Raw genomic sequence first — 18,499 nt, 5'->3', positions numbered from 1 at the left:
CTCAGCCGGGCGCTCCGTGCCGGCCCGCGCCCCCGGCGAAACGTGCCGCGCCTTGCAGTGATTCGGCTGCCACGCGTGACATGCTGCCGAACTCGACGTCCATCGCCTCGGCTTCCGACACGCCCCACTGGTTCAGCACCGACATCCGGTCCGAGCGCAGGCACTGCTGCGGCAGCGCGGCCAGTTCGGCCGCCAGCTCCTCGGCCCGTCGGCGCGCCTTCCCCGTCGGCACCACCCGGTTGGCCAGCCCGATGGCATAGGCCTCGTCGGCGTCGACCGCGCGCCCGGTGAGGATCAGGTCCATCGCCCGGCTGTGCCCGATTAGCCGCGGCAATCGCACGGTGCCGCCGTCGATCAGCGGAACACCCCAGCGCCTGCAGAACACCCCGAGCACCGCATCCTGCTCCACGATCCGCAGGTCACACCACAACGCCAGCTCCAGGCCGCCCGCGACGGCGTAACCGCTGATGGCGGCGATGACCGGTTTGGACAGCACCATGCGACTCGGGCCCATCGGACCCGGACCGGTGCGGTGCACGGGGTTGGAGTTCTCGGTGCCGATCGCCTTGAGGTCCGCACCGGCACAGAAGGTTCCGTTGGCACCCCAGAGCACCGCCACCGACGCCGACTCGTCGTTGTCGAACTCGTCGAAGGCGGCGTAGAGCTCCATCGCTGTCGGGCCGTCGACGGCGTTGCGCGCGTGCGGCCGGTCCAGCACGACCGTCGTGACCGCACCGGATTTCTCCACCCTCACACTCATCTGGCCTCCATCAGTTCCACGTCGTCGCGCCGCGCGACCAGTTCGGCGGCGAAATCGCGGTAGGCGTCGCGCAACGCCGCCCCGGGCCATTCGGCGGGCAGCAGCTCGTCGGGCAACACCGGGTCGGTGAGAAGGTGGCGCACCATCGCAGCCGCGACGACGAACCGGCCCGGGACATCCTCGGCGTCGGTCATCGAGGTGAGCAGATCGCGGCCGTGGCCGGCCCAGCCGGGCAGGTCCCACAGCCGGGCCGCCAATTCGGCGGGCGCGTCGTCGCGCGCCGCCAGGATGCGCACCTTCTCGGTGATGTCGGGGCCGAGTTCCACCGCGACATTGTCCGGGCGCATCCATACGCCCTCCCGCATCTCACCGAAGCGGTTGTGTTGCAACGTGTTTCGCAGTTGAGCGCGCGCCCTGGCGTCATGGCCGACGCTGGTGATCACCAGCGTGGTCCAGCTGCCGTCCCAGTGCCGCCGCCGCGGGGCGATGGCGTCGTCCTGGCGGCGCTGGCGGGCCAGCAGCCGGTCCGAGAGCCGGTAACCGTCCTGGGAACGCACCAGGTCACCGGTGCCGACCATACGGGTCAAGGCGACCCGCACCGTGGACTCCCGGATGCCGAAATCCTCGGTGAGCCTTATCAGCTCGGCGGCCGTCGCCCAGGCCGGATGCGCACCCAGCAGCACGCTCAGCACCACCGAGCGTGCTGTCATCCGCAGCACCGCTACACCCCGGAGGTGGTGCGGCCGTGGTCACCGAACGGCGCGTCGCGGCCACGCACCGCCTCGCGGAAACCGTGCTCACGGGCCTGCGCGACGAACGCGTGTCCTTCGGGGGTATGGCGGGCGATGCCGTCGAACACGGTGGAGATCATCGCGCTGTTGGCCACCCCCTGGTTGTACAGCGCACTGTTCATCGCGAGCTTGACCATGATCAGCTGGTTGACCGGCATCGCGGCGATCCGCGCCACCAGCCGCTCGGTACGCTCGTCCAGGTCGGCGGGTGCAGGCGCCTCCACCGCCAACCCCCATTCGGCGGCCTGCGCCCCGGTGATGCAATCACCGGTCAGCAGAAGGCGTTTGGCACGCTGATCACCGAGCCGGTGCGCCCACAACCCGGCCGCCGGTACGCCCCACACCCGGGTGGGCGGATAGCCGATCTTCGCGTCGGCGGCGGCGATCACCTGATCGGCATGCAGCGCGATGTCGGTGCCGCCGGCCACGCAGTAGCCATGGATCTTGACCACCGTCGGTTTGTCGCAGCGCATCAGGCTGGAGAAGCCTCGCACGAAGCGGCTCATCATCTGGTAGTCGATCATCGGATCCCACGGCCGGTCCGCGCGATGGTTGACCGCCTGGGTCTTGGCGTCGAGCACGGTACCCCGACGATCGGAGCCGGGCGAGGAAGATCCGTCGGCGTAGGCCGACAGGTCGAATCCGGCGCAAAACCCCTCGCCACGTCCGGACACCAGGATCACGTGGACGTTCGGATCCAGGTCGGCGCGCTCGACCAGGGCCGCGAGTTCCAGTGGGGTGTCGGCGATGATCGCGTTGCCCTTCTCCGGCCGGTTGAAGGTGATGCGAGCGACCCGGTCGGTGACCTCGTAGGTCATGGTTGTGAGGGTCTCCGCTTTGAGGGCATCAGTCACGCTTTCACCAGGGCCCGCTCGAGGATCGGCGCCAGGTCGAGCCCGGTCGGCAGCGTCCCGAACGCGCCGCCCCACTGGCCACCCAGTCTGCTGGCCAGGAACGCCTCGGCCACAGCGGGATGGCCGTGACGCACCAGCAGCGAACCCTGCAACGCCAGCGAGATGTCCTCGGCGACCTGGCGGGCGCGGTACTGGATCGTCACCAGATCCTCCAGCTGCGGTCTCAGGTGTTGAACATGCGCGTCCAATCGTGGGTCGTGGCCGGCCGTCGCGGCGAGTTCGTCGAACAGCACGTCGACACACTCGGGCCGGGTCGCGATGGCGCGCAACGTGTCCAGCGCACTGACGTTGCCCGAGCCCTCCCAGATTCCCATCAACGGGGCCTCCCGGTACAGCCGCGGCATTCCGGAGTCCTCTACGTAGCCGTTGCCACCCAGGCATTCCATCGCCTCGGCCGCATGTGGGGTGGCACGCTTGCACACCCAGTACTTGGCTGCCGCCAACCCGATTCTGCGCAAGAGGGTTTCGCGGTCGTCGCCGCGCACAGCCCGATCGGTGGCGCCCGCCATCCGCATCGCGAGTATCGTGGCGGCCTCGGCTTCGACCGCGAGGTCGGCGAGCACATTACGCATCAGTGGCTGGTCGATGAGGTAGGCGCCGAAGGCCTTGCGGTGCTGGGCGTGGTGGATGGCGCGCATCAGCCCGTTGCGCATGCTCGTCGCACTGCCCAACGTGCAGTCCAGCCGGGTCAGGTTGACCATCTCGATGATGGTCGGCACGCCGCGCCCCTCCTCGCCGACCAGCCAGGCCGTCGCCCCGTCGTACTCCACTTCACTGGAGGCGTTGGCGTGGTTGCCGAGCTTGTCCTTGAGGCGTTGCAGGAACATCCGGTTTCGGGAGCCGTCGGGCAGGATGCGCGGCAGGAAGAAGCAGCTCAGCCCGCCGGGCGCCTGCGCGAGCACCAGGAAGATGTCGCACATCGGTGCAGAGGTGAACCACTTGTGCCCGCGCAGCGCGTAGGTGCCGTCGCCGTTGGGGGTGGCCTCGGTGGTGCCGGCCCGCACGTCGGAGCCGCCCTGCTTCTCGGTCATCGACATCCCCGCGGTGATGCCCGGTTTGGCGCTGGGCACCGACAACTCGGGATCGTAGACGCGGCTGGTCAGCAGGGGTTCGTAGACCGCGGACAGCTCCGGGTTGTGACGTAGCGCGGGCACCACGGCGTAGGTCATCGAGATCGGGCAGATGTGCCCAGGTTCCGGAGTCCACACCGAGGTCTTGGCGGCCCGCACCACGTGGGCTCCGGGGCGGTCGTCGGCCCACGGCGCGGCGTGCAGGCCGTGGCCGATCGCCACGGTCATGAGCTGGTGGTAGGCCGGGTCGTATTCGACTTCGTCGATGCGGTGGCCGGTGCGGTCGTGGGTGTGCAGCACCGGCCGGTTGCGGTCGGCCAAATCCCCCCAGCGCTGCGCCTTCGCGGTGCCGGCCAAGGCGCCGAGTTCGGCGACCTCGTCGACACCCCATTGCCCACCCTCGCGGATCAGCGCCTCGGCGAGGACCGGCGAGCCGGCGGGGTTGAAGTCCTCCAGCGGCGGAACCTGGTTGGTGACGACATGGGTGTCCGGCATGCCACCACTGTTACATCAATCAGACAATCGCACAAGAACTGTAATAGTCGTTACGAGCTGCAGATCGTGCTCAGCTTGTTCCGGGAGGATTCGGCGCTGATGATGCGGCCGGCCTGCAGCTCGTCCTCGTTGGAGACGCCGGCCAATGCGTTGGCGCCGATCTGCTGCAGGGTGTTGCCGAACGAACGGGCCGCCTCAGCGAGATCCTGGGGGGTATCGGAGCTGATCTGGCTCAGCAGATAGTCACCACCGCCGAGCATCGCCAAGCGGGCATTGGCCGCCACCGCCTCGATCGCGGCGGGCTCCTCGCCGATGTTGGCGTTGGTCTGGCGCTGCACCGCCATCGCCACGGTGTGCGCCGCGGTGCAGACGCGGTCCTTGGCATCCCCGGCAAGCGGTGCACCGGTCGCCGAGACCGACTGCTGTTCGGGCACACTCAGCAGCGCCCACACCGCGAGCCCGACCGCGATCAGCGCTACCAGCAACGCGACCGGGGTGAGCGGTGATCTGTTGCGGGTGACTTTCTGGGGTACCCGTGACACGTGCGGTTCAGGGGTGGAATCGTCGTCGGGATCTCGGTGATCGGCCACGAACGCGATGGTAGAGCTACCGATGCCGAAGAAATGAGCGGAATGGCGAAAACGGAACACATCAGCGACCGGATCGTCACTCGAATTTGTGCTTTTCGCAAAGGATCTCTTGTGTATCCTCAGCGCGCAAGGGGGTCTTTCGCCTATTCGGGGGTGTGCTGATGTCGATTGATACGACCTATATGCGGGAGGCGCTGACACGGCGGCTTTTGCGCCGCGGCGTGTCCAGCGGGAAGATCACGCTGCCCGCGGTGCCCAGCATGGTCGACGAATATGTTTCTTTGTGCAACAAGATTTTCAGCGCACTCGGCCGGAAGTTCACCCGCGAGGAGCTCGATCATCTGCGAACGCTGCTTGCCAAGGAATTAGCCAACGCATTCGAGGGGTCGAACCGGTCCAACATCGTCATCAGCTATGACGCCCCGGTCGGAACGGTGCTGAACTACTTCATCCAACCCGAGATCACAACTCTCGAGCAGTCCTACGACAACTGGGTGGCGACCCGAAAACCCCCATTGTTCGGCAAGCATCCCGATGCCAGAGTGATGGCGTTGTCGGCCGGAACGGCCGATCCGGAATCGAGTCGGGTGCTCGACATCGGCGCCGGGACGGGCCGCAACGCACTGGCGCTGGCCCGTCGCGGTCATCCCGTCGACGCCGTCGAACTGACGCCGAAGTTCGCCGAGATCCTGCGCGCCGAGGCGTACAAACAACTGCTGAACGTCCGTGTCATAGACCGTGACGTCTTCGAGACCCTGGACGACCTGAACAAGGACTATCAGTTGATCGTCTTGTCCGAAGTAGTGTCCGATTTCCGCAATGTGCAACAACTTCGGGCCATTTTCGAACTCGCAGCCCAGTGCCTGTCACCTGGTGGACGCCTGGTGTTCAACACATTCATGCCGAGGCCCGGTTACCTGTCCGACGACGCAGTCCAGGCGCTCGCCGATGCGGCACGTGAGCTCGGCCAACAGGTGTACACAACGATTTTCACCGGAGAGGAAATCGATTCGGCCTCCGCGGGATTGTCGCTGCGGTTGATGACCAACGACTCGGTCTACGAATATGAGAAGGCCAACCTCCCTACCGGTGTCTGGCCGCAGACGGGGTGGTATCCCGAGTGGGTCAGCGGCCAGGATGTCTTCGACGTGCCGCGCGAGCAGTCGCCGGTCGAGATGCGTTGGCTGGTCTATCAGAAGACGGACTGAACCTCATGCCGGGAGCACAGCCCACGATCTGTCTCAACATGATCGTTCGCAACGAGGCGCACATCGTCCATGAGGTCCTCGATTCCGTCGCGCCCTTCATCGACTCGTGGGTGATCGTCGACACCGGGTCCGACGACGGCACCCAGGACAAGATTCGCGACCATATGGCCGCGTTGGGCATTCCGGGTGAACTGTATGAGCGACCATGGCGCGACTTCGGCCACAACCGGTCCGAAGCACTGGACCTCGCGCGTGGGCACGGCGACTACATCTGGGTCATCGACGCCGACGACCTGCTCGTCGGCACGCCGGACTTCAGTGGGCTCACCGCTGACGTCTATCAGCTGCACTACGGCCCCGGCGTTTCCTACTGGCGCAGGCAGTTATTCAAGGACGGCCTGCCGTGGCGCTATATTGGTGTGCTGCACGAGTACGCCGACTGTGGTGGTCCGTGCGCGGAGGAACGGCTCGACGGCGACTACTACATCGAGTCACGGCGGCTCGGCGGCCGGAGCCAGGATCCCGAAAAGTACCTTCGCGATGCCGAGATACTGCTCGCCGAGGTCCAGCGCGACCCCGAGAATCCCCGCTCGGTCTTCTACCTGGCGCAGAGCTACTACGATTACGGCGATTTCGTGAGCGCTCGCCGCTGGTATCAGCGTCGCACCGAGATGGCCGGCTTCGACGAAGAGGTCTACTGCTCGCTGATGCGTGTCGCCGATACGATGGTGCGCCTCGATGAACCGTGGCCGGCAGTTCTGGACGTTTATCTGCGCGCCTGGGAGTTTCGTCCGAGCCGCGCCGAACCGCTGCACGCGATCGCACACCGGTACCGAAACGATCAGCGCTATCAGTTGGGTTACCTGTTCGCGGAGCGCGCCGCCGCGATCCCGCTGCCCCAGGACGACGTGCTGTTCGTGAACTCCGCGGTGTACGAGTGGTGTGCCCTCGACGAGCAGGCGGTGTGTGCATCGTGGATCGGCAAACACGAGGAGGCGTTCACCCTCTGCCGCCGATTGATCAGCCGCGACGACATTTCCGACGATGACCGACGTCGCATCGCGGCCAACCGTGACTGCTCGGCGGGCCCGCTGATCGAGGCTGCGGCCGTTTACCCGATCGCTTTGGCGCAGCACCTGTCAGCAGGTGGGCACGAAGGTGATGTCACCGTCACGCTGATCGCCGGGCCGGGACGTGACATGACCGAGCGGACGCTGAACTCGTTCCTGAACTGCTGCGCCGACTCCCGGCTGATAGAGAAGACGCTGATCCTCGATGTCGGTTTGCGACCGGACGACCGCGCCGCGTTGTCAGCATCGTATCCCTTCATCGAGTTCCGCCCACTTCCGCCCAATCTGGAACTGCGGCAGATCCGCGCTCAGATCAGTGGCCGATTCTGGTTCCACCTCGGGATGGGTTGGCAGTTCTTCGCCCGCGAAGACTTGATAACCCGGCTGACCGCAGTGCTGCAGTCGGGACCCGAAGTCGTACAGGTCGGCGTCAACTACGAAGACGCGGACAAGTTGACCGGCGCCGCCGCATCCGGCCCGTCGGTGCGCCACGCCGTCCGGGCAGGCCGCTACGCACTGACCGATGCGGCGGTCAGCGGTCCCGCGATGTTCGACTGCACGCGGCTGGACCAAGTGTTCGCCGGCGAGGACGGCAGAAGAACGACCATCGCCGACCTGGGCCGGCGCGCAGCCGAAACCGGTCTGCATATCGCCACGCTCGACGAAGTGCTATGCATCCTGCAATTCTGAGATCGACCGGTGAGGTGAGGCGATGAGCGAACCGACCGGGGTCGACATCCAGGGCGGCAAGGACGTCGGGCGGCTACTGCTCCGGTGCGCAGACCGACCCGGACTCGTCGCCGCCGTCAGTACCTTCCTGGCCGGCGCCGGCGCCAATATCATCTCGCTGGACCAGCATTCCACCCAGCAGACCGGTGGAACCTTCATGCAGCGCACCATCTTTCATCTTGCCGGCTTGACCGCAGCACGCGATGCGCTGGAGCAGGATTTCGCCCGTGAGGTGGCCGGGCCCTTCGCCATGGACTTTCGGCTGACCGAGGCCGCCAAACCCAAACGTGTCGCGATCATGGCGTCCAAGGAAGACCACTGCCTGCTCGACCTGTTGTGGCGGAACCGCCGCGGCGAGTTGGACATGTCAGTGGTGATGGTCATCGCCAACCACCCCGATCTGGCCGACGAGGTGCGCCCCTTCGGAGTGCCCTTCATTCACGTCCCCGCACACAGAGACATCCGCGAGGACGCCGAATCCCGCCAGCTCGATCTGCTGCGTGGAAACGTCGACCTGGTGGTGCTGGCCCGCTACATGCAGATCCTGACCCCGAACTTCGTCGACCGTGTCGGTTGCCCGTTGATCAACATCCATCACTCCTTCCTGCCGGCATTCATCGGAGCGTCGCCGTACCGGCGGGCCCGCGAGCGCGGTGTCAAACTCGTCGGCGCCACAGCGCATTACGTGACCGAGGACCTCGACGAAGGGCCCATCATCGAGCAGGATGTGGTGCGGGTGGACCACCGGCACAGCGTGGACGATCTGGTCCGGCTCGGCGCCGACGTGGAACGCGCCGTCCTGTCCCGCGCGGTGCTGTGGCATTGCGAGGATCGGGTGATCCGGTTCGGTAATCAGACTATCTGCCTTTAGCGGCAACGACATCGGCCGCCGGCCGCTGTGCCGAAGTTTCACCGAAAGAAACGGCCCCCTCCCGAAGGAGGGGGCCGTTCCCTTCATCTCACCGGCTAGTCGTCGCCGCCCGCGCCGTTGGAGCCACCGGCACCGCCGTCGCCTCCGCCGCCACCGGCTCCGCCGCCGCCACCATTTCCACCGGTTCCACCGGTGCCGTTGGGATTACCCGCGCCACCGGGGGTTCCGGGGTCGCCGGCCTTGCCGGGCTCGCCGGCCTTACCCTGCTCGCCGGCCTTACCGCCCGCACCGGTCGCACCGGTCGCACCGGTCGCACCGGTCACACCGTCGGCTCCGGTCGCACCGGCCTTACCGGTTGCACCGGACGTGGTGCCGGCCGCACCGGATGCTCCGGTCCCACCCTGTGCGCCCTGCGCGCCGGTGGCACCGGTCGCACCGGTCGCACCGGTTGCACCCGCGGCACCGCTGGCCCCGGCGGCGCCTGTTGCGCCGGTGGTGCCGGCCTTGCCGTTGCCGCCGAACAGGCCGCCCTTACCGGCGGTTCCCGCCTGGCCACCCGCGCCTCCGGCGCCGCCGGTGCTACCGCCCGGGCCGCCGGCACCGCCGACGCCACCGGCGCCACCGGGACCGCCTAGACCGCCGACACCGCCGAGACCACCGGCTCCACCGACGCCGGGTGCGCCGCCTTCGCCGCCGTCACCACCGAGACCGCCGGCACCGCCCGGACCACCGGGACCACCGGTACCGCCGGTACCGCCGGCACCGGCTGAGCCACCGGTACCACCAGTGCCACCGTTACCGCCGGTGCCACCCGTGCCGCCCTGACCGCCTGTGCCGCCCGCACCGTTGCCGGTGCCGGTGCCAGTGGCGCCGCCTTGACCACCGGTACCGCCTTGACCGCCGGTACCGCCCTGACCACCGTCACCGCCGGTGCCACCCTTGCCACCGTCACCGCCGGTGCCGCCGGTGCCACCCGTGCCACCGGTGCCACCCGTGCCACCGGTACCGCCCGTGCCACCGGTACCGCCGGTGCCGCCGATTCCGCCGGTGCCACCTTTACCACCCGTGCCGCCCTGAGCGCCGGTACCACCCGTGCCGCCGGTGCCACCGGCGCCGCCGGTGCCACCCGTACCGCCCTGGCCACCGGTGCCGCCGGTACCGCCGCTACCCGCGTTGCCGCCTTTACCGAACAGGCTGAACAGACCGGCGCTGCCGCCGTTGCCGCCCTTGCCGCCGACGCCGCCCGTCGAGCCGGCACCACCGATGCTGGTGGAGGCCGATCCCGGGCCGCCCTGGCCGCCGGCGCCGCCTTGACCACCCTGACCACCCTGGCCGCCCTGAAGTCCGGGGAGGCCCTGCAGACCGGTGTTGCCGGTGTCGCCAACGCCGCCGTTTCCGCCCTGACCGCCGACACCGCCGACACCGCCTTTGCCGCCGGCTTCGCCGGTTCCGCCGGCCTCACCGGCTTTACCGTCCTCACCGGCGTCACCTTCGCCGCCGATACCGCCGATACCGCCGGCGGTACCCGCACTACCGGTCACCCCGGGTGTGCCGGGAGAGCCCTCATAGCCCGCACCGCCGGATGCACCCGGACCGCCGTTGGCGCCGGGACCGCCCGGGTCACCGGGGCCGCCGGTCGAGCCGACGTCTCCGGCCTTGCCGGAGGCACCGATGCCGCCCGCAGCTCCCGCTTTGCCGATCGGCGGCAAGCCCGGAAGTCCCGGCAGCTGACCGTTGGGGACATCCGCGCCGACGGAGCCGACGGCACCGCTCGCTGCCCCGGCGGCGCCCGCAGCGCCGACCGCACCTGGCGTACCGATCTGGCCGATCTCGCCGACGACACCCCAGCCGCCGTTACCGCCGTTACCGCCGTTGCCGCCGAACAGGCCGCCGTTACCGCCGTTGCCGCCATCCCTGCCGGCGATGGTGCTGTTCCACCCGTTACCGCCATTTCCGAACAGGATGCCGCCGGCCTGGCCGTCCGGGTTCTCCTCCGTGCCGTCGGCACCGTTGCAGATCAGGCCGCAGGGCCGGCTGTAATCGACCACTGCGGCGGCCAGATTGTTGGGGGTCGGAGCGGCAGAACGTCCGAAGTTGACCACGTACCACGGATCGGTGGCATCCGATCCCGTCGACGTCAACTGAATTGCCGCGGACACGGGTCCCGGCCCCCCCGGAGGCGCGAGGAACATCATTCCCGCGGCCAACATTCCCGCACCGGCGAGGCCGGTGGTGATAACAGGGCGGACCGCTTTCTTGGTACCGCCAGACTTTTGCTTACGTCGACTGGACAAGGTCGTAAACCCCCTACTGAGAACCCGATCGGTGCCTGCGGAGCGCAGACGGAGGGAAATTAACACCCCGATTTACCAGGCATAAGGGTTTCGGCAGCTTCGGCCATGGTGTTGTTGCGTGCTCAATTAGCTTTCGCTCGCGATCTGTGCTACCGCAATTACTTGACGGGCGCGTCAGTTTGCCAGAGCCTCATGGGCAGCTTCGGTAACCGGCAGGTCACCGGCCATGGAAGCGAGACATCACCGGTGGATCCGGCCCCGCCCATCCCGGGTTCGCGGCGTGAAATTGACAACCTGTCAGAGAATGGGACGCGAGCAAATTGCTTGGGCATTGCGATCGGCGATGTCGTCCGAACACCCGCAAAATGCGTCACCAGTGCGGAACGGCCCCGGTCGCCGGACCCGGATTCTCGTCGAGATGCTGGTTGCGCCAACGGCGCCCGCATGTCCTGGCCGCATCGGCGCCGCCTCGGCGCACGAATCACTCAGCAAAGCGAATTCCCGACCAACGGGAGGTTGCCTGCCGACGACGAGTCACCTTCGGCGAACCGATTGACGAATTTGGCCTCTGGCGGATCGACCAGAAACGTGCTCCGAAAATCTGCCCGAACACCGGACTGCTGAGCGATAGATTCGTCTCGCCCCTTCCCCGGTCCCATCCCCGCTCGAAGGCGACGTCATGACCACTGCTTTTCGCGACCTGCTGGGCCCCTCTCGGGTGACCGAGGTGGTGGATGTCGGCGCGAATCCGATCGACGGCGAGCCGCCCTACACCCCGATGCTCGCCGCGGGGCTGTGCCGGGTGACCGGATTCGAGCCGCAACCCGCTGCCCTCCAGGAGCTGCAGAGCCGCCAGGGCGCGTCCGAGCGCTACCTGCCCTATGCCGTTGGCGACGGCGGCCAACACACCCTCAACCTCTGCCGTTCCTCCGGCATGACCAGCATGTTCGAACCGGATCCGGACACCCTGAGTCTGTTCGAGGCGCTCGCACCCCACGGCGAGGTCATCGAGCGGATCCCGCTGAGAACACACCGGCTCGATGACATCGCCGAGATCGAACACCTCGACTTCATGAAAGTCGACATCCAGGGCGGCGAGCTGGCTGTTGTGCAGAGCGGCCGCGACAAGCTCGCAGAGGCGGTGGTGATCCAGACGGAGGTGTCGTTCGTGAAGCTCTACCTGAGGCAACCCGGCCTCGGCGACATCGATGTGGAGTTGCGGGAACAGGGCTTCATCCCGCACGGCGTCGCGGACGTCAAGTACTGGCCGATCGGCTCCTACCGGGTCAACGAGGACCCGCGCTGGGGACTGAACCAGATTCTCGAAGCCGACATCGTCTACGTCCGCGACTTCACCCGTCCGGACGCGATGACCGACGAACAGCTCAAGCATCTCGCATTGGTCGCCCACCACTGCTACGGCTCCTACGACCTGGCCCTGCGCTGCGTGCTGCTGCTCGAGCAGCGCGGATCCCTCGAACCGGGCGCCCAACAGCGCTATCTGTCCCTGCGCTCCGACTGACGTTTCTCGTAACACCAGAGCGCGCCGACGACGACCGCCGCCAACGCCCAACCGAGCACAATGTCGACCACATAATGCTCGGCGGTGTAGACCAACGTGAACGCCATGATCAGCGGATAGGCCACCAGAACCGGACGCCACCCGGCATGTACCCGCGTCCACAGGAAGATCGCGATCCCCAGCGACAACCCGGCGTGCAGTGACGGGATGGCCGCGACGAGGTTCACGCTCGCCTGACCCTGATCGATCAGCGCGCTGGCGGTGTGCAACTCCAGCGCACCCCAACCCCGACCGACGATGCGCTCGATCCAGTCGTTGGCGCCGGGCTGCACGACCTGCATGCTCCCCAGCAGCCCCCCGTCCGGCACCCCCCGCGCGGACCGGAACATGCAGCCGGGGTCGGAGGGCCCGCCGGCGACGTCGGCCGCCGTACACCGGGCCGCGGCCCACGGCGGTGCGGCGGGTACCAGCGCATAAATCACCAGCGCGGTGAACGACAGCCCGACGAACAACCGGACGAACGACTTCCATTCCTCACGGTTGCGTAGCCACAGCACCCCGGCCACCACGTACGGGAGGATGAAGAACGACATGTAGACGCTGCTGATCACCACCTCCCACCACGGCGGGTGGGGCAGCTTGAGCCGTTCCTGCAGCCACACCGTCGGCATCGTCCCGCCGAACAACCACCGGTCCATATCCGCCTGCCAGTGCCAGAGCGTCGGACTGCCGACCAGCAGCGCCGCTCCCCTGCTGAAGTCGTAGGCGATCAGCACCAGCGCGAACGGCAACCAGTCCCTGACCACATACAGGACCCGACGGCCCTGTCCGATGCTGGCCGCGGCCAGACCGATGCAGATGTAGAGCAGCAGCAGTTCACGGTTGAAGGCGAAACCATCAGTCACCGTGCGCCAGACGACCACCACCGCCCACGTGACGATGGCGACCCAACGAATGATCGTCAGACGGCGAGTCCGGCGGCGGGTCCGTGCGGTGACCGGATCCTCCGAAGGCGCATGCGGCAGCGCAATCGACGGCTGGTCAATCGCGGACACACAGGCCTTTCGACGAGGGACACTCGGTTCTCGGCGTCAGCCTATTTAACCCCGCCGCCACCTGCAGTTTGGTAACCGTTTGGCGACAATGGTGCCGATAAGGGTTCAGACGTGCTCGCGCAGAAAGGCGATGTCGTCCTTGCGGCCGTCGTCGGAGGTTTCACAGATCACCGGCGCACCGGCCGCCTTGACCACGGCGACCAGCAGCTGAGGGTCGATCTGGCCGGTGCCGAAGTTGGCGTGCCGGTCGGCCCCCGACCCCGCAGCGTCCCGGGAGTCGTTGCAGTGCACCAGGTCGATGCGCCCGGTGATGGCCTTGATCCGTTCGACGGCGTCGATCAGCGCCTCTCCGGCGGCCCACGCGTGGCAGGTATCCAGGCAGAACCCGATGCCCATGTCGCCGATGTGATCCCACAACCGCGCGATGGTGTCGAAGTGCCGGGCCATCGCGTGGTCACCGCCGGCGGTGTTCTCCAGGTAGATGGGCACGTCGGTCTTCAGGCTCGCCAGCGCCTTGACCCAGCGCTCGAACCCGGCGTCCATGTCGTTGTCGTCGGCGTGCCCACCGTGCACGATCACCGCGGTGGCGCCGATGGCCGAAGCCGCATCGCAGGTGTCCTGCAAGATCTTTCGCGACGGGATGCGCACCCGGTTGTTGGCCGACGCGACATTGATCATGTACGGCGCATGCACATAGACCGGAACCGGTGAGGCCTTGAGCACCTCGGCGTCCTCGCGGGGCGGCGGCTTCTTCCAGCTCTGCGGATTTCCGAGGAAGAACTGCACGACGTCGGCGCCGTCGGCTTCGGCGGCCGCGAGCGGATCGTCACCGTGGACGTGGGAACCAATGAGCACGCCGACGAGTGTAGGCGCGCCGAGGCCAACGACGACCGCCGGCGCCGGTTGCGCGGATAGCTTCACGATCGGCCTCGAGCGAGCCGATAAATTCACACCCGGCCACCGACAGCTGCGCTGCGCTGGGCGCGACCGTCATCGTGGGATGCGAAAAAGCCCCCACCCCCGCAGCGGGGATGGGGGCCTTCTCATCGACCTATCGGTAGTCCGAGTAGCCGTAGTCGTCCAGCGGCACCGCAGCGCCGGTGGCCTGGCCGAAGTCCGGGCTGTAGTACTGATCCTCGTAGGACGGGATCGTGTACGCCGCGGCGCGGGCCTCCTCGGTGGGCTGAACCTGGATGTTGCGGTACCGGTTGATGCCGGTGCCGGCCGGGATCAGCTTGCCGATGATCACGTTCTCCTTCAGACCCTGCAGCTTGTCGCTGCGGCAGTTGATCGCCGCATCGGTGAGCACGCGGGTGGTCTCCTGGAACGACGCCGCCGACAGCCACGAATCGGTGGCCAGCGACGCCTTGGTGATACCCATCAGCACCGGGCGACCGGCCGCGGGCTCGCCGCCCTCGGCCACCACCCGACGGTTCTCGGTCTCGAACTCGCCACGCTCGGTCAGCGAGCCGGGCAGGAACTCCGTGGCGCCCGAATCGATGATCGTGACGCGACGCAGCATCTGCCGGACGATGACCTCGATGTGCTTGTCGTGGATCGACACACCCTGGGCGCGGTAGACCTCCTGGACCTCCTTGACGAGGTGGATCTGCACCTCGCGGGGACCCTGGACGCGCAGCACCTCGTGCGGGTCGGCCGAACCTTCCAGCAGCTGCTGGCCCACCTCGACGTGGTCGCCGTCGGTCAGCAGACGCTCAGAACCGTCATCGTGCTTGAACACCTTCAGGCGCTGACGCCGCGAGAGCTTGTCGTACACGACCTCCTCGCCCCCGTCGTCGGGAACGATGGTGATCTTGTAGAACTTGTCGCTCTCCTCCAGGCGGACCCGCCCGGACACATCGGCGATCGGGGCCCGGTTCCGCGGAATGCGGGCCTCGAACAGCTCCTGCACGCGGGGCAGACCACCGACGATGTCGGCACCGCCGGTGACGCCACCCTGGTGGAAGGTACGCATCGTCAGCTGCGTGCCGGGCTCACCGATGGACTGCGCGGCGACGATGCCGACGGCCTCACCGATGTCGACCAGCTTGCCGGTGGCCATCGAGCGGCCGTAGCACATCGCGCACACCCCGGTGCCGGTCGCACAGGTCAGCACCGAACGGACCTTCACCTCGGTGATACCCGCCGCCAGCAGCGCATCGATGGCCGGATCGCCGAGGTCGTGACCGCGCTCGACGATCACATTGCCGTTGGCGTCGACCGCATCGGTGGCCAGCGTCCGCGCATAGGCAGACGTCTCGATGTGCTGATCGCGCACCAGCTGCTCGCCCTGCAACTCGGCCAGCGTGACCGTGATACCGCGCTCGGTCTCGCAGTCGGTCTCGCGCACGATGACGTCCTGCGACACGTCCACCAGACGACGGGTCAGGTAGCCCGAGTCCGCCGTGCGCAGGGCCGTGTCCGCCAGGCCCTTGCGCGCGCCGTGGGTGTTGATGAAGTACTCCAGCACCGTCAGGCCCTCGCGGAACGAGGACTTGATCGGACGCGGGATGAACTCACCCTTCGGGTTGGTCACCAGACCCTTCATGCCGGCCAGTGTCCGCGTCTGGGTGAAGTTACCCGTCGCGCCCGAATCCACGATCGTGATGATCGGGTTGTCCTTCGGGTAGTGCGACCGCAGCGCCTGACCGACCTCTTCGGTCGCGTCCTGCCAGATCTTCACCAACGCTTCGTTGCGCTCGTCCTTGTTGAGCTTGCCGCGCTGGTACTGCTTCTCGATGCTGTCGGCTTCAGCCTCGTAGCGCTCGAGGATCTCCTGCTTCTCCGGCGGGACCAGCACGTCGGCCATCGACACGGTGACACCCGAACGGGTGGCCCAGTAGAAGCCGGCGTCCTTGAGCTTGTCCACCGTCTGCGCGACCACGATCATCGGGTAGCGCTCGGCCAGATCGTTGATGATCGCGGCCTGCACCTTCTTGTGCATCTGCTTGTTGACGAAGGGATAGCCCTTGGGCAGCAGCTCGTTGAACAGCACGCGGCCCAGCGTGGTCTCGGCCGTCCAGGCATCGCCCATGGTCCAGCCGTCCGGGAACTGCTCGGCCTCGACCTCGGCCGACGGACGCAGCTGCGTCAACCGCACCCGGATCCGGGCCCGCGGGCTCAGCGCGCCGCGGTCCATCGCCATGATGGCTTCGGCCGGGCTGCTGTACACACCGGACTCCGGCTGATCCGTGGCGGCCGGGACGAACTCACCCTTGTCGCCTTCGATCTCGGTGGTCAGGTAGTACAGGCCGGTCACCATGTCCAGACGCGGCATGGCCAGTGGACGGCCCGACGCCGGCGACAGGATGTTGTTCGAGGACAGCATCAGGATGCGGGCCTCGGCCTGCGCCTCCGCCGACAGCGGAAGGTGCACGGCCATCTGGTCGCCGTCGAAGTCGGCGTTGAACGCCTCGCAGACCAGCGGGTGCAGCTGGATGGCCTTACCCTCGACCAGCTGCGGCTCGAAAGCCTGGATCCCTAGACGATGGAGTGTCGGTGCCCTATTCAGCAGCACCGGGTGTTCGGCGATGACCTCTTCGAGGACGTCCCACACCTGGGGACGCTGACGTTCCACCATGCGCTTGGCGCTCTTGATGTTCTGCGCGTGGTTCAGATCGACCAGACGCTTCATCACGAACGGCTTGAACAGCTCGAGAGCCATCAGCTTGGGCAGGCCGCACTGGTGCAGCTTGAGCTGCGGGCCGACCACGATGACCGAACGGCCCGAGTAGTCGACGCGCTTACCGAGCAGGTTCTGCCGGAAGCGGCCCTGCTTGCCCTTGAGCAGATCCGACAGCGACTTGAGCGGACGGTTGCCCGGCCCGGTGACGGGCCGGCCGCGACGGCCGTTGTCGAACAACGCGTCGACCGACTCCTGAAGCATGCGCTTCTCGTTGTTGACGATGATCTCGGGAGCGCCGAGATCGATCAGCCTCTTGAGCCGGTTGTTGCGGTTGATGACGCGGCGGTACAGGTCGTTGAGGTCCGAGGTGGCAAAGCGGCCACCGTCGAGCTGAACCATCGGGCGCAGCTCCGGCGGGATCACCGGAACCGCGTCGAGGACCATGCCCATGGGCGAGTTCCGGTTGGTCTGGAACGCCGCGACGACCTTGAGCCGCTTGAGCGCGCGCAGCTTCTTCTGGCCCTTGCCGTTCTTGATGGTGTCGCGCAGCGACTCGGCCTCGGCCTCGATGTCGAAGTTCTCGATGAGCTTCTTGATCGACTCGGCACCCATGGCGCCCTCGAAGTACTCGCCGTAGCGGTCCTGCAGCTCGCGGTAGAGCAGCTCGTCGACGATCAGCTGCTTGGGAGCCAGCTTGGTGAACGTCGTCCAGATCTCCTCGAGCCGGTCCAGCTCGCGCTGGGCCCGGTCGCGCAGCTGGCGCATCTCGCGCTCGCCGCCGTCCCGCACCTTGCGCTTGACGTCGGACTTGGCGCCCTCGTCCTCGAGCTCTTTCATGTCGGCTTCGAGTTTCTGGGCACGCGCCTCCAGATCGGCGTCGCGCTGATCCTCGATGGCCTTGCGCTCGACGGCCATCTCGGCCTCCAGCGTCGAGAGCTCGTTGTGCCGCATCTCGTCATCGACCGCGGTGATGACGTAGGCCGCGAAGTAGATGATCTTCTCGAGATCCTTCGGGGCCAGGTCGAGCAGATAGCCCAGACGCGAGGGCACGCCCTTGAAGTACCAGATGTGCGTGACGGGTGCGGCCAGTTCGATATGGCCCATCCGCTCACGCCGCACCTTGGCGCGGGTCACCTCGACGCCGCAGCGCTCACAGATGATGCCCTTGAACCGGACGCGCTTGTACTTGCCGCAGTAGCACTCCCAGTCGCGAGTAGGTCCGAAGATCTTCTCGCAGAACAGGCCGTCCTTCTCTGGCTTGAGCGTGCGGTAGTTGATGGTCTCCGGCTTCTTGACCTCGCCGTAGGACCAGTTGCGGATGTCGTCCGCGGTCGCGAGACCGATGCGGAGTTCATCGAAGAAGTTGACGTCTAGCACGTAACTCCCTTTCCCCTTTCGGGATTAGAAACTTGAACTATCAGGCACCACGGCGGAGCCGTGAATCAGGCACCACGGCGGAGCCGTGAATCAGGCACCACGGCGGAGCCCTGCATCAGGCACCACGG

General features: G+C 67.0%; 13 protein-coding genes. 4 read left to right on the top strand and 9 right to left on the bottom strand.

From position 1 onward, the window contains the following. Nucleotide 1: 1 nt before the first annotated feature. Genes ACNUDN_RS05310 through ACNUDN_RS05290 form a run of 5 tightly spaced genes read right to left on the bottom strand, consistent with a single transcriptional unit; the run spans nt 2 to nt 4,620 of the window. Nucleotides 2-760 carry a crotonase/enoyl-CoA hydratase family protein gene (locus tag ACNUDN_RS05310; RefSeq protein ID WP_419120980.1) on the bottom strand — a complete coding sequence of 253 codons (759 nt, stop codon included), beginning with the start codon at nt 758-760 and terminating at the stop codon, nt 2-4. Next, on the bottom strand, nt 757-1,470 hold the full coding sequence (locus ACNUDN_RS05305) for a PaaX family transcriptional regulator C-terminal domain-containing protein (protein ID WP_419120979.1): 714 nt from the start codon (nt 1,468-1,470) through the stop codon (nt 757-759). The genes ACNUDN_RS05310 and ACNUDN_RS05305 overlap by 4 nt, the downstream gene beginning before the upstream one ends. Nucleotides 1,471-1,481: 11 nt before the next feature. After that, on the bottom strand, nt 1,482-2,405 hold the full coding sequence (locus tag ACNUDN_RS05300; protein ID WP_419120978.1) for a crotonase/enoyl-CoA hydratase family protein: 924 nt from the start codon (nt 2,403-2,405) through the stop codon (nt 1,482-1,484). After that, the gene (locus tag ACNUDN_RS05295) at nt 2,402-4,030 is read right to left on the bottom strand and encodes an acyl-CoA dehydrogenase family protein (protein ID WP_419120977.1); all 1,629 of its coding nucleotides are present in this window, start codon (nt 4,028-4,030) and stop codon (nt 2,402-2,404) included. The genes ACNUDN_RS05300 and ACNUDN_RS05295 overlap by 4 nt, the downstream gene beginning before the upstream one ends. A gap of 50 nt (nt 4,031-4,080) precedes the next feature. Beyond that, nucleotides 4,081-4,620 (bottom strand): hypothetical protein, encoded by a 540-nt coding sequence (locus tag ACNUDN_RS05290; protein ID WP_419120976.1) that lies wholly within the window; start codon nt 4,618-4,620, stop codon nt 4,081-4,083. Nucleotides 4,621-4,781: 161 nt separating this feature from the next. On the opposite strand from ACNUDN_RS05290, the gene ACNUDN_RS05285 reads away from it, so the two are divergent. The 3 genes from ACNUDN_RS05285 to purU are packed head-to-tail and all read left to right on the top strand — an operon-like array spanning nt 4,782 to nt 8,498. Then, on the top strand, nt 4,782-5,828 hold the full coding sequence (locus tag ACNUDN_RS05285) for a class I SAM-dependent methyltransferase (protein ID WP_419120975.1): 1,047 nt from the start codon (nt 4,782-4,784) through the stop codon (nt 5,826-5,828). Nucleotides 5,829-5,866: 38 nt separating this feature from the next. Further along, nucleotides 5,867-7,588, top strand: coding sequence for a glycosyltransferase (locus ACNUDN_RS05280; RefSeq protein WP_419120974.1), 1,722 nt, complete (start codon nt 5,867-5,869; stop codon nt 7,586-7,588). Between the two features lie 22 nt (nt 7,589-7,610). Beyond that, nucleotides 7,611-8,498, top strand: a complete 888-nt coding sequence (purU, locus tag ACNUDN_RS05275; RefSeq protein ID WP_419120973.1) for a formyltetrahydrofolate deformylase — start codon at nt 7,611-7,613, stop codon at nt 8,496-8,498. 95 nt (nt 8,499-8,593) lie between these two features. Here purU and ACNUDN_RS05270 read toward each other — a convergent pair whose 3' ends face one another. After that, nucleotides 8,594-10,708, bottom strand: a complete 2,115-nt coding sequence (locus ACNUDN_RS05270; RefSeq protein WP_419120972.1) for a PGRS repeat-containing protein — start codon at nt 10,706-10,708, stop codon at nt 8,594-8,596. Nucleotides 10,709-11,471: 763 nt separating this feature from the next. Here ACNUDN_RS05270 and ACNUDN_RS05265 point away from each other — a divergent pair. Continuing rightward, entirely contained in the window at nt 11,472-12,314 is an 843-nt protein-coding gene (locus tag ACNUDN_RS05265) for an FkbM family methyltransferase (RefSeq protein ID WP_419120971.1), read from the top strand. Here the strand turns inward: ACNUDN_RS05265 and ACNUDN_RS05260 are convergent. The 3 genes from ACNUDN_RS05260 to ACNUDN_RS05250 all read right to left on the bottom strand — a co-directional run bounded on the left by ACNUDN_RS05260 (nt 12,290) and on the right by ACNUDN_RS05250 (nt 18,371). Further along, nucleotides 12,290-13,369, bottom strand: a complete 1,080-nt coding sequence (locus ACNUDN_RS05260; RefSeq protein WP_419120970.1) for a phosphatase PAP2 family protein — start codon at nt 13,367-13,369, stop codon at nt 12,290-12,292. The genes ACNUDN_RS05265 and ACNUDN_RS05260 overlap by 25 nt on opposite strands. A gap of 105 nt (nt 13,370-13,474) precedes the next feature. Then, nucleotides 13,475-14,224, bottom strand: a complete 750-nt coding sequence (locus ACNUDN_RS05255; RefSeq protein WP_419120969.1) for a deoxyribonuclease IV — start codon at nt 14,222-14,224, stop codon at nt 13,475-13,477. Nucleotides 14,225-14,420: 196 nt separating this feature from the next. Further along, nucleotides 14,421-18,371: a DNA-directed RNA polymerase subunit beta' gene (locus ACNUDN_RS05250; protein ID WP_419120968.1), complete on the bottom strand. Its 3,951-nt coding sequence runs from the start codon at nt 18,369-18,371 to the stop codon at nt 14,421-14,423. Nucleotides 18,372-18,499 lie beyond the last annotated feature (128 nt).

Source organism: Mycobacterium sp. smrl_JER01 (assembly GCF_048513595.2).
Taxonomy (GTDB): Bacteria; Actinomycetota; Actinomycetes; order Mycobacteriales; family Mycobacteriaceae; genus Mycobacterium.
The sequence above is the reverse complement of the archived record's forward strand: the minus strand, read 5'-3'. Positions and strand labels throughout refer to the sequence as shown.

What these genes read in the sequence shown, in the direction of transcription:
- ACNUDN_RS05310 (WP_419120980.1), bottom strand. Translation starts at nt 760, where the DNA reads ATGAGTGTGAGGGTGGAGAAATCCGGTGCGGTCACGACGGTCGTGCTG.
- ACNUDN_RS05305 (WP_419120979.1), bottom strand. Translation starts at nt 1,470, where the DNA reads ATGACAGCACGCTCGGTGGTGCTGAGCGTGCTGCTGGGTGCGCATCCG.
- ACNUDN_RS05295 (WP_419120977.1), bottom strand. Translation starts at nt 4,030, where the DNA reads ATGCCGGACACCCATGTCGTCACCAACCAGGTTCCGCCGCTGGAGGAC.
- ACNUDN_RS05285 (WP_419120975.1), top strand. Translation starts at nt 4,782, where the DNA reads ATGTCGATTGATACGACCTATATGCGGGAGGCGCTGACACGGCGGCTT.
- ACNUDN_RS05280 (WP_419120974.1), top strand. Translation starts at nt 5,867, where the DNA reads ATGATCGTTCGCAACGAGGCGCACATCGTCCATGAGGTCCTCGATTCC.
- purU (WP_419120973.1), top strand. Translation starts at nt 7,611, where the DNA reads ATGAGCGAACCGACCGGGGTCGACATCCAGGGCGGCAAGGACGTCGGG.
- ACNUDN_RS05270 (WP_419120972.1), bottom strand. Translation starts at nt 10,708, where the DNA reads ATGTTGGCCGCGGGAATGATGTTCCTCGCGCCTCCGGGGGGGCCGGGA.
- ACNUDN_RS05265 (WP_419120971.1), top strand. Translation starts at nt 11,472, where the DNA reads ATGACCACTGCTTTTCGCGACCTGCTGGGCCCCTCTCGGGTGACCGAG.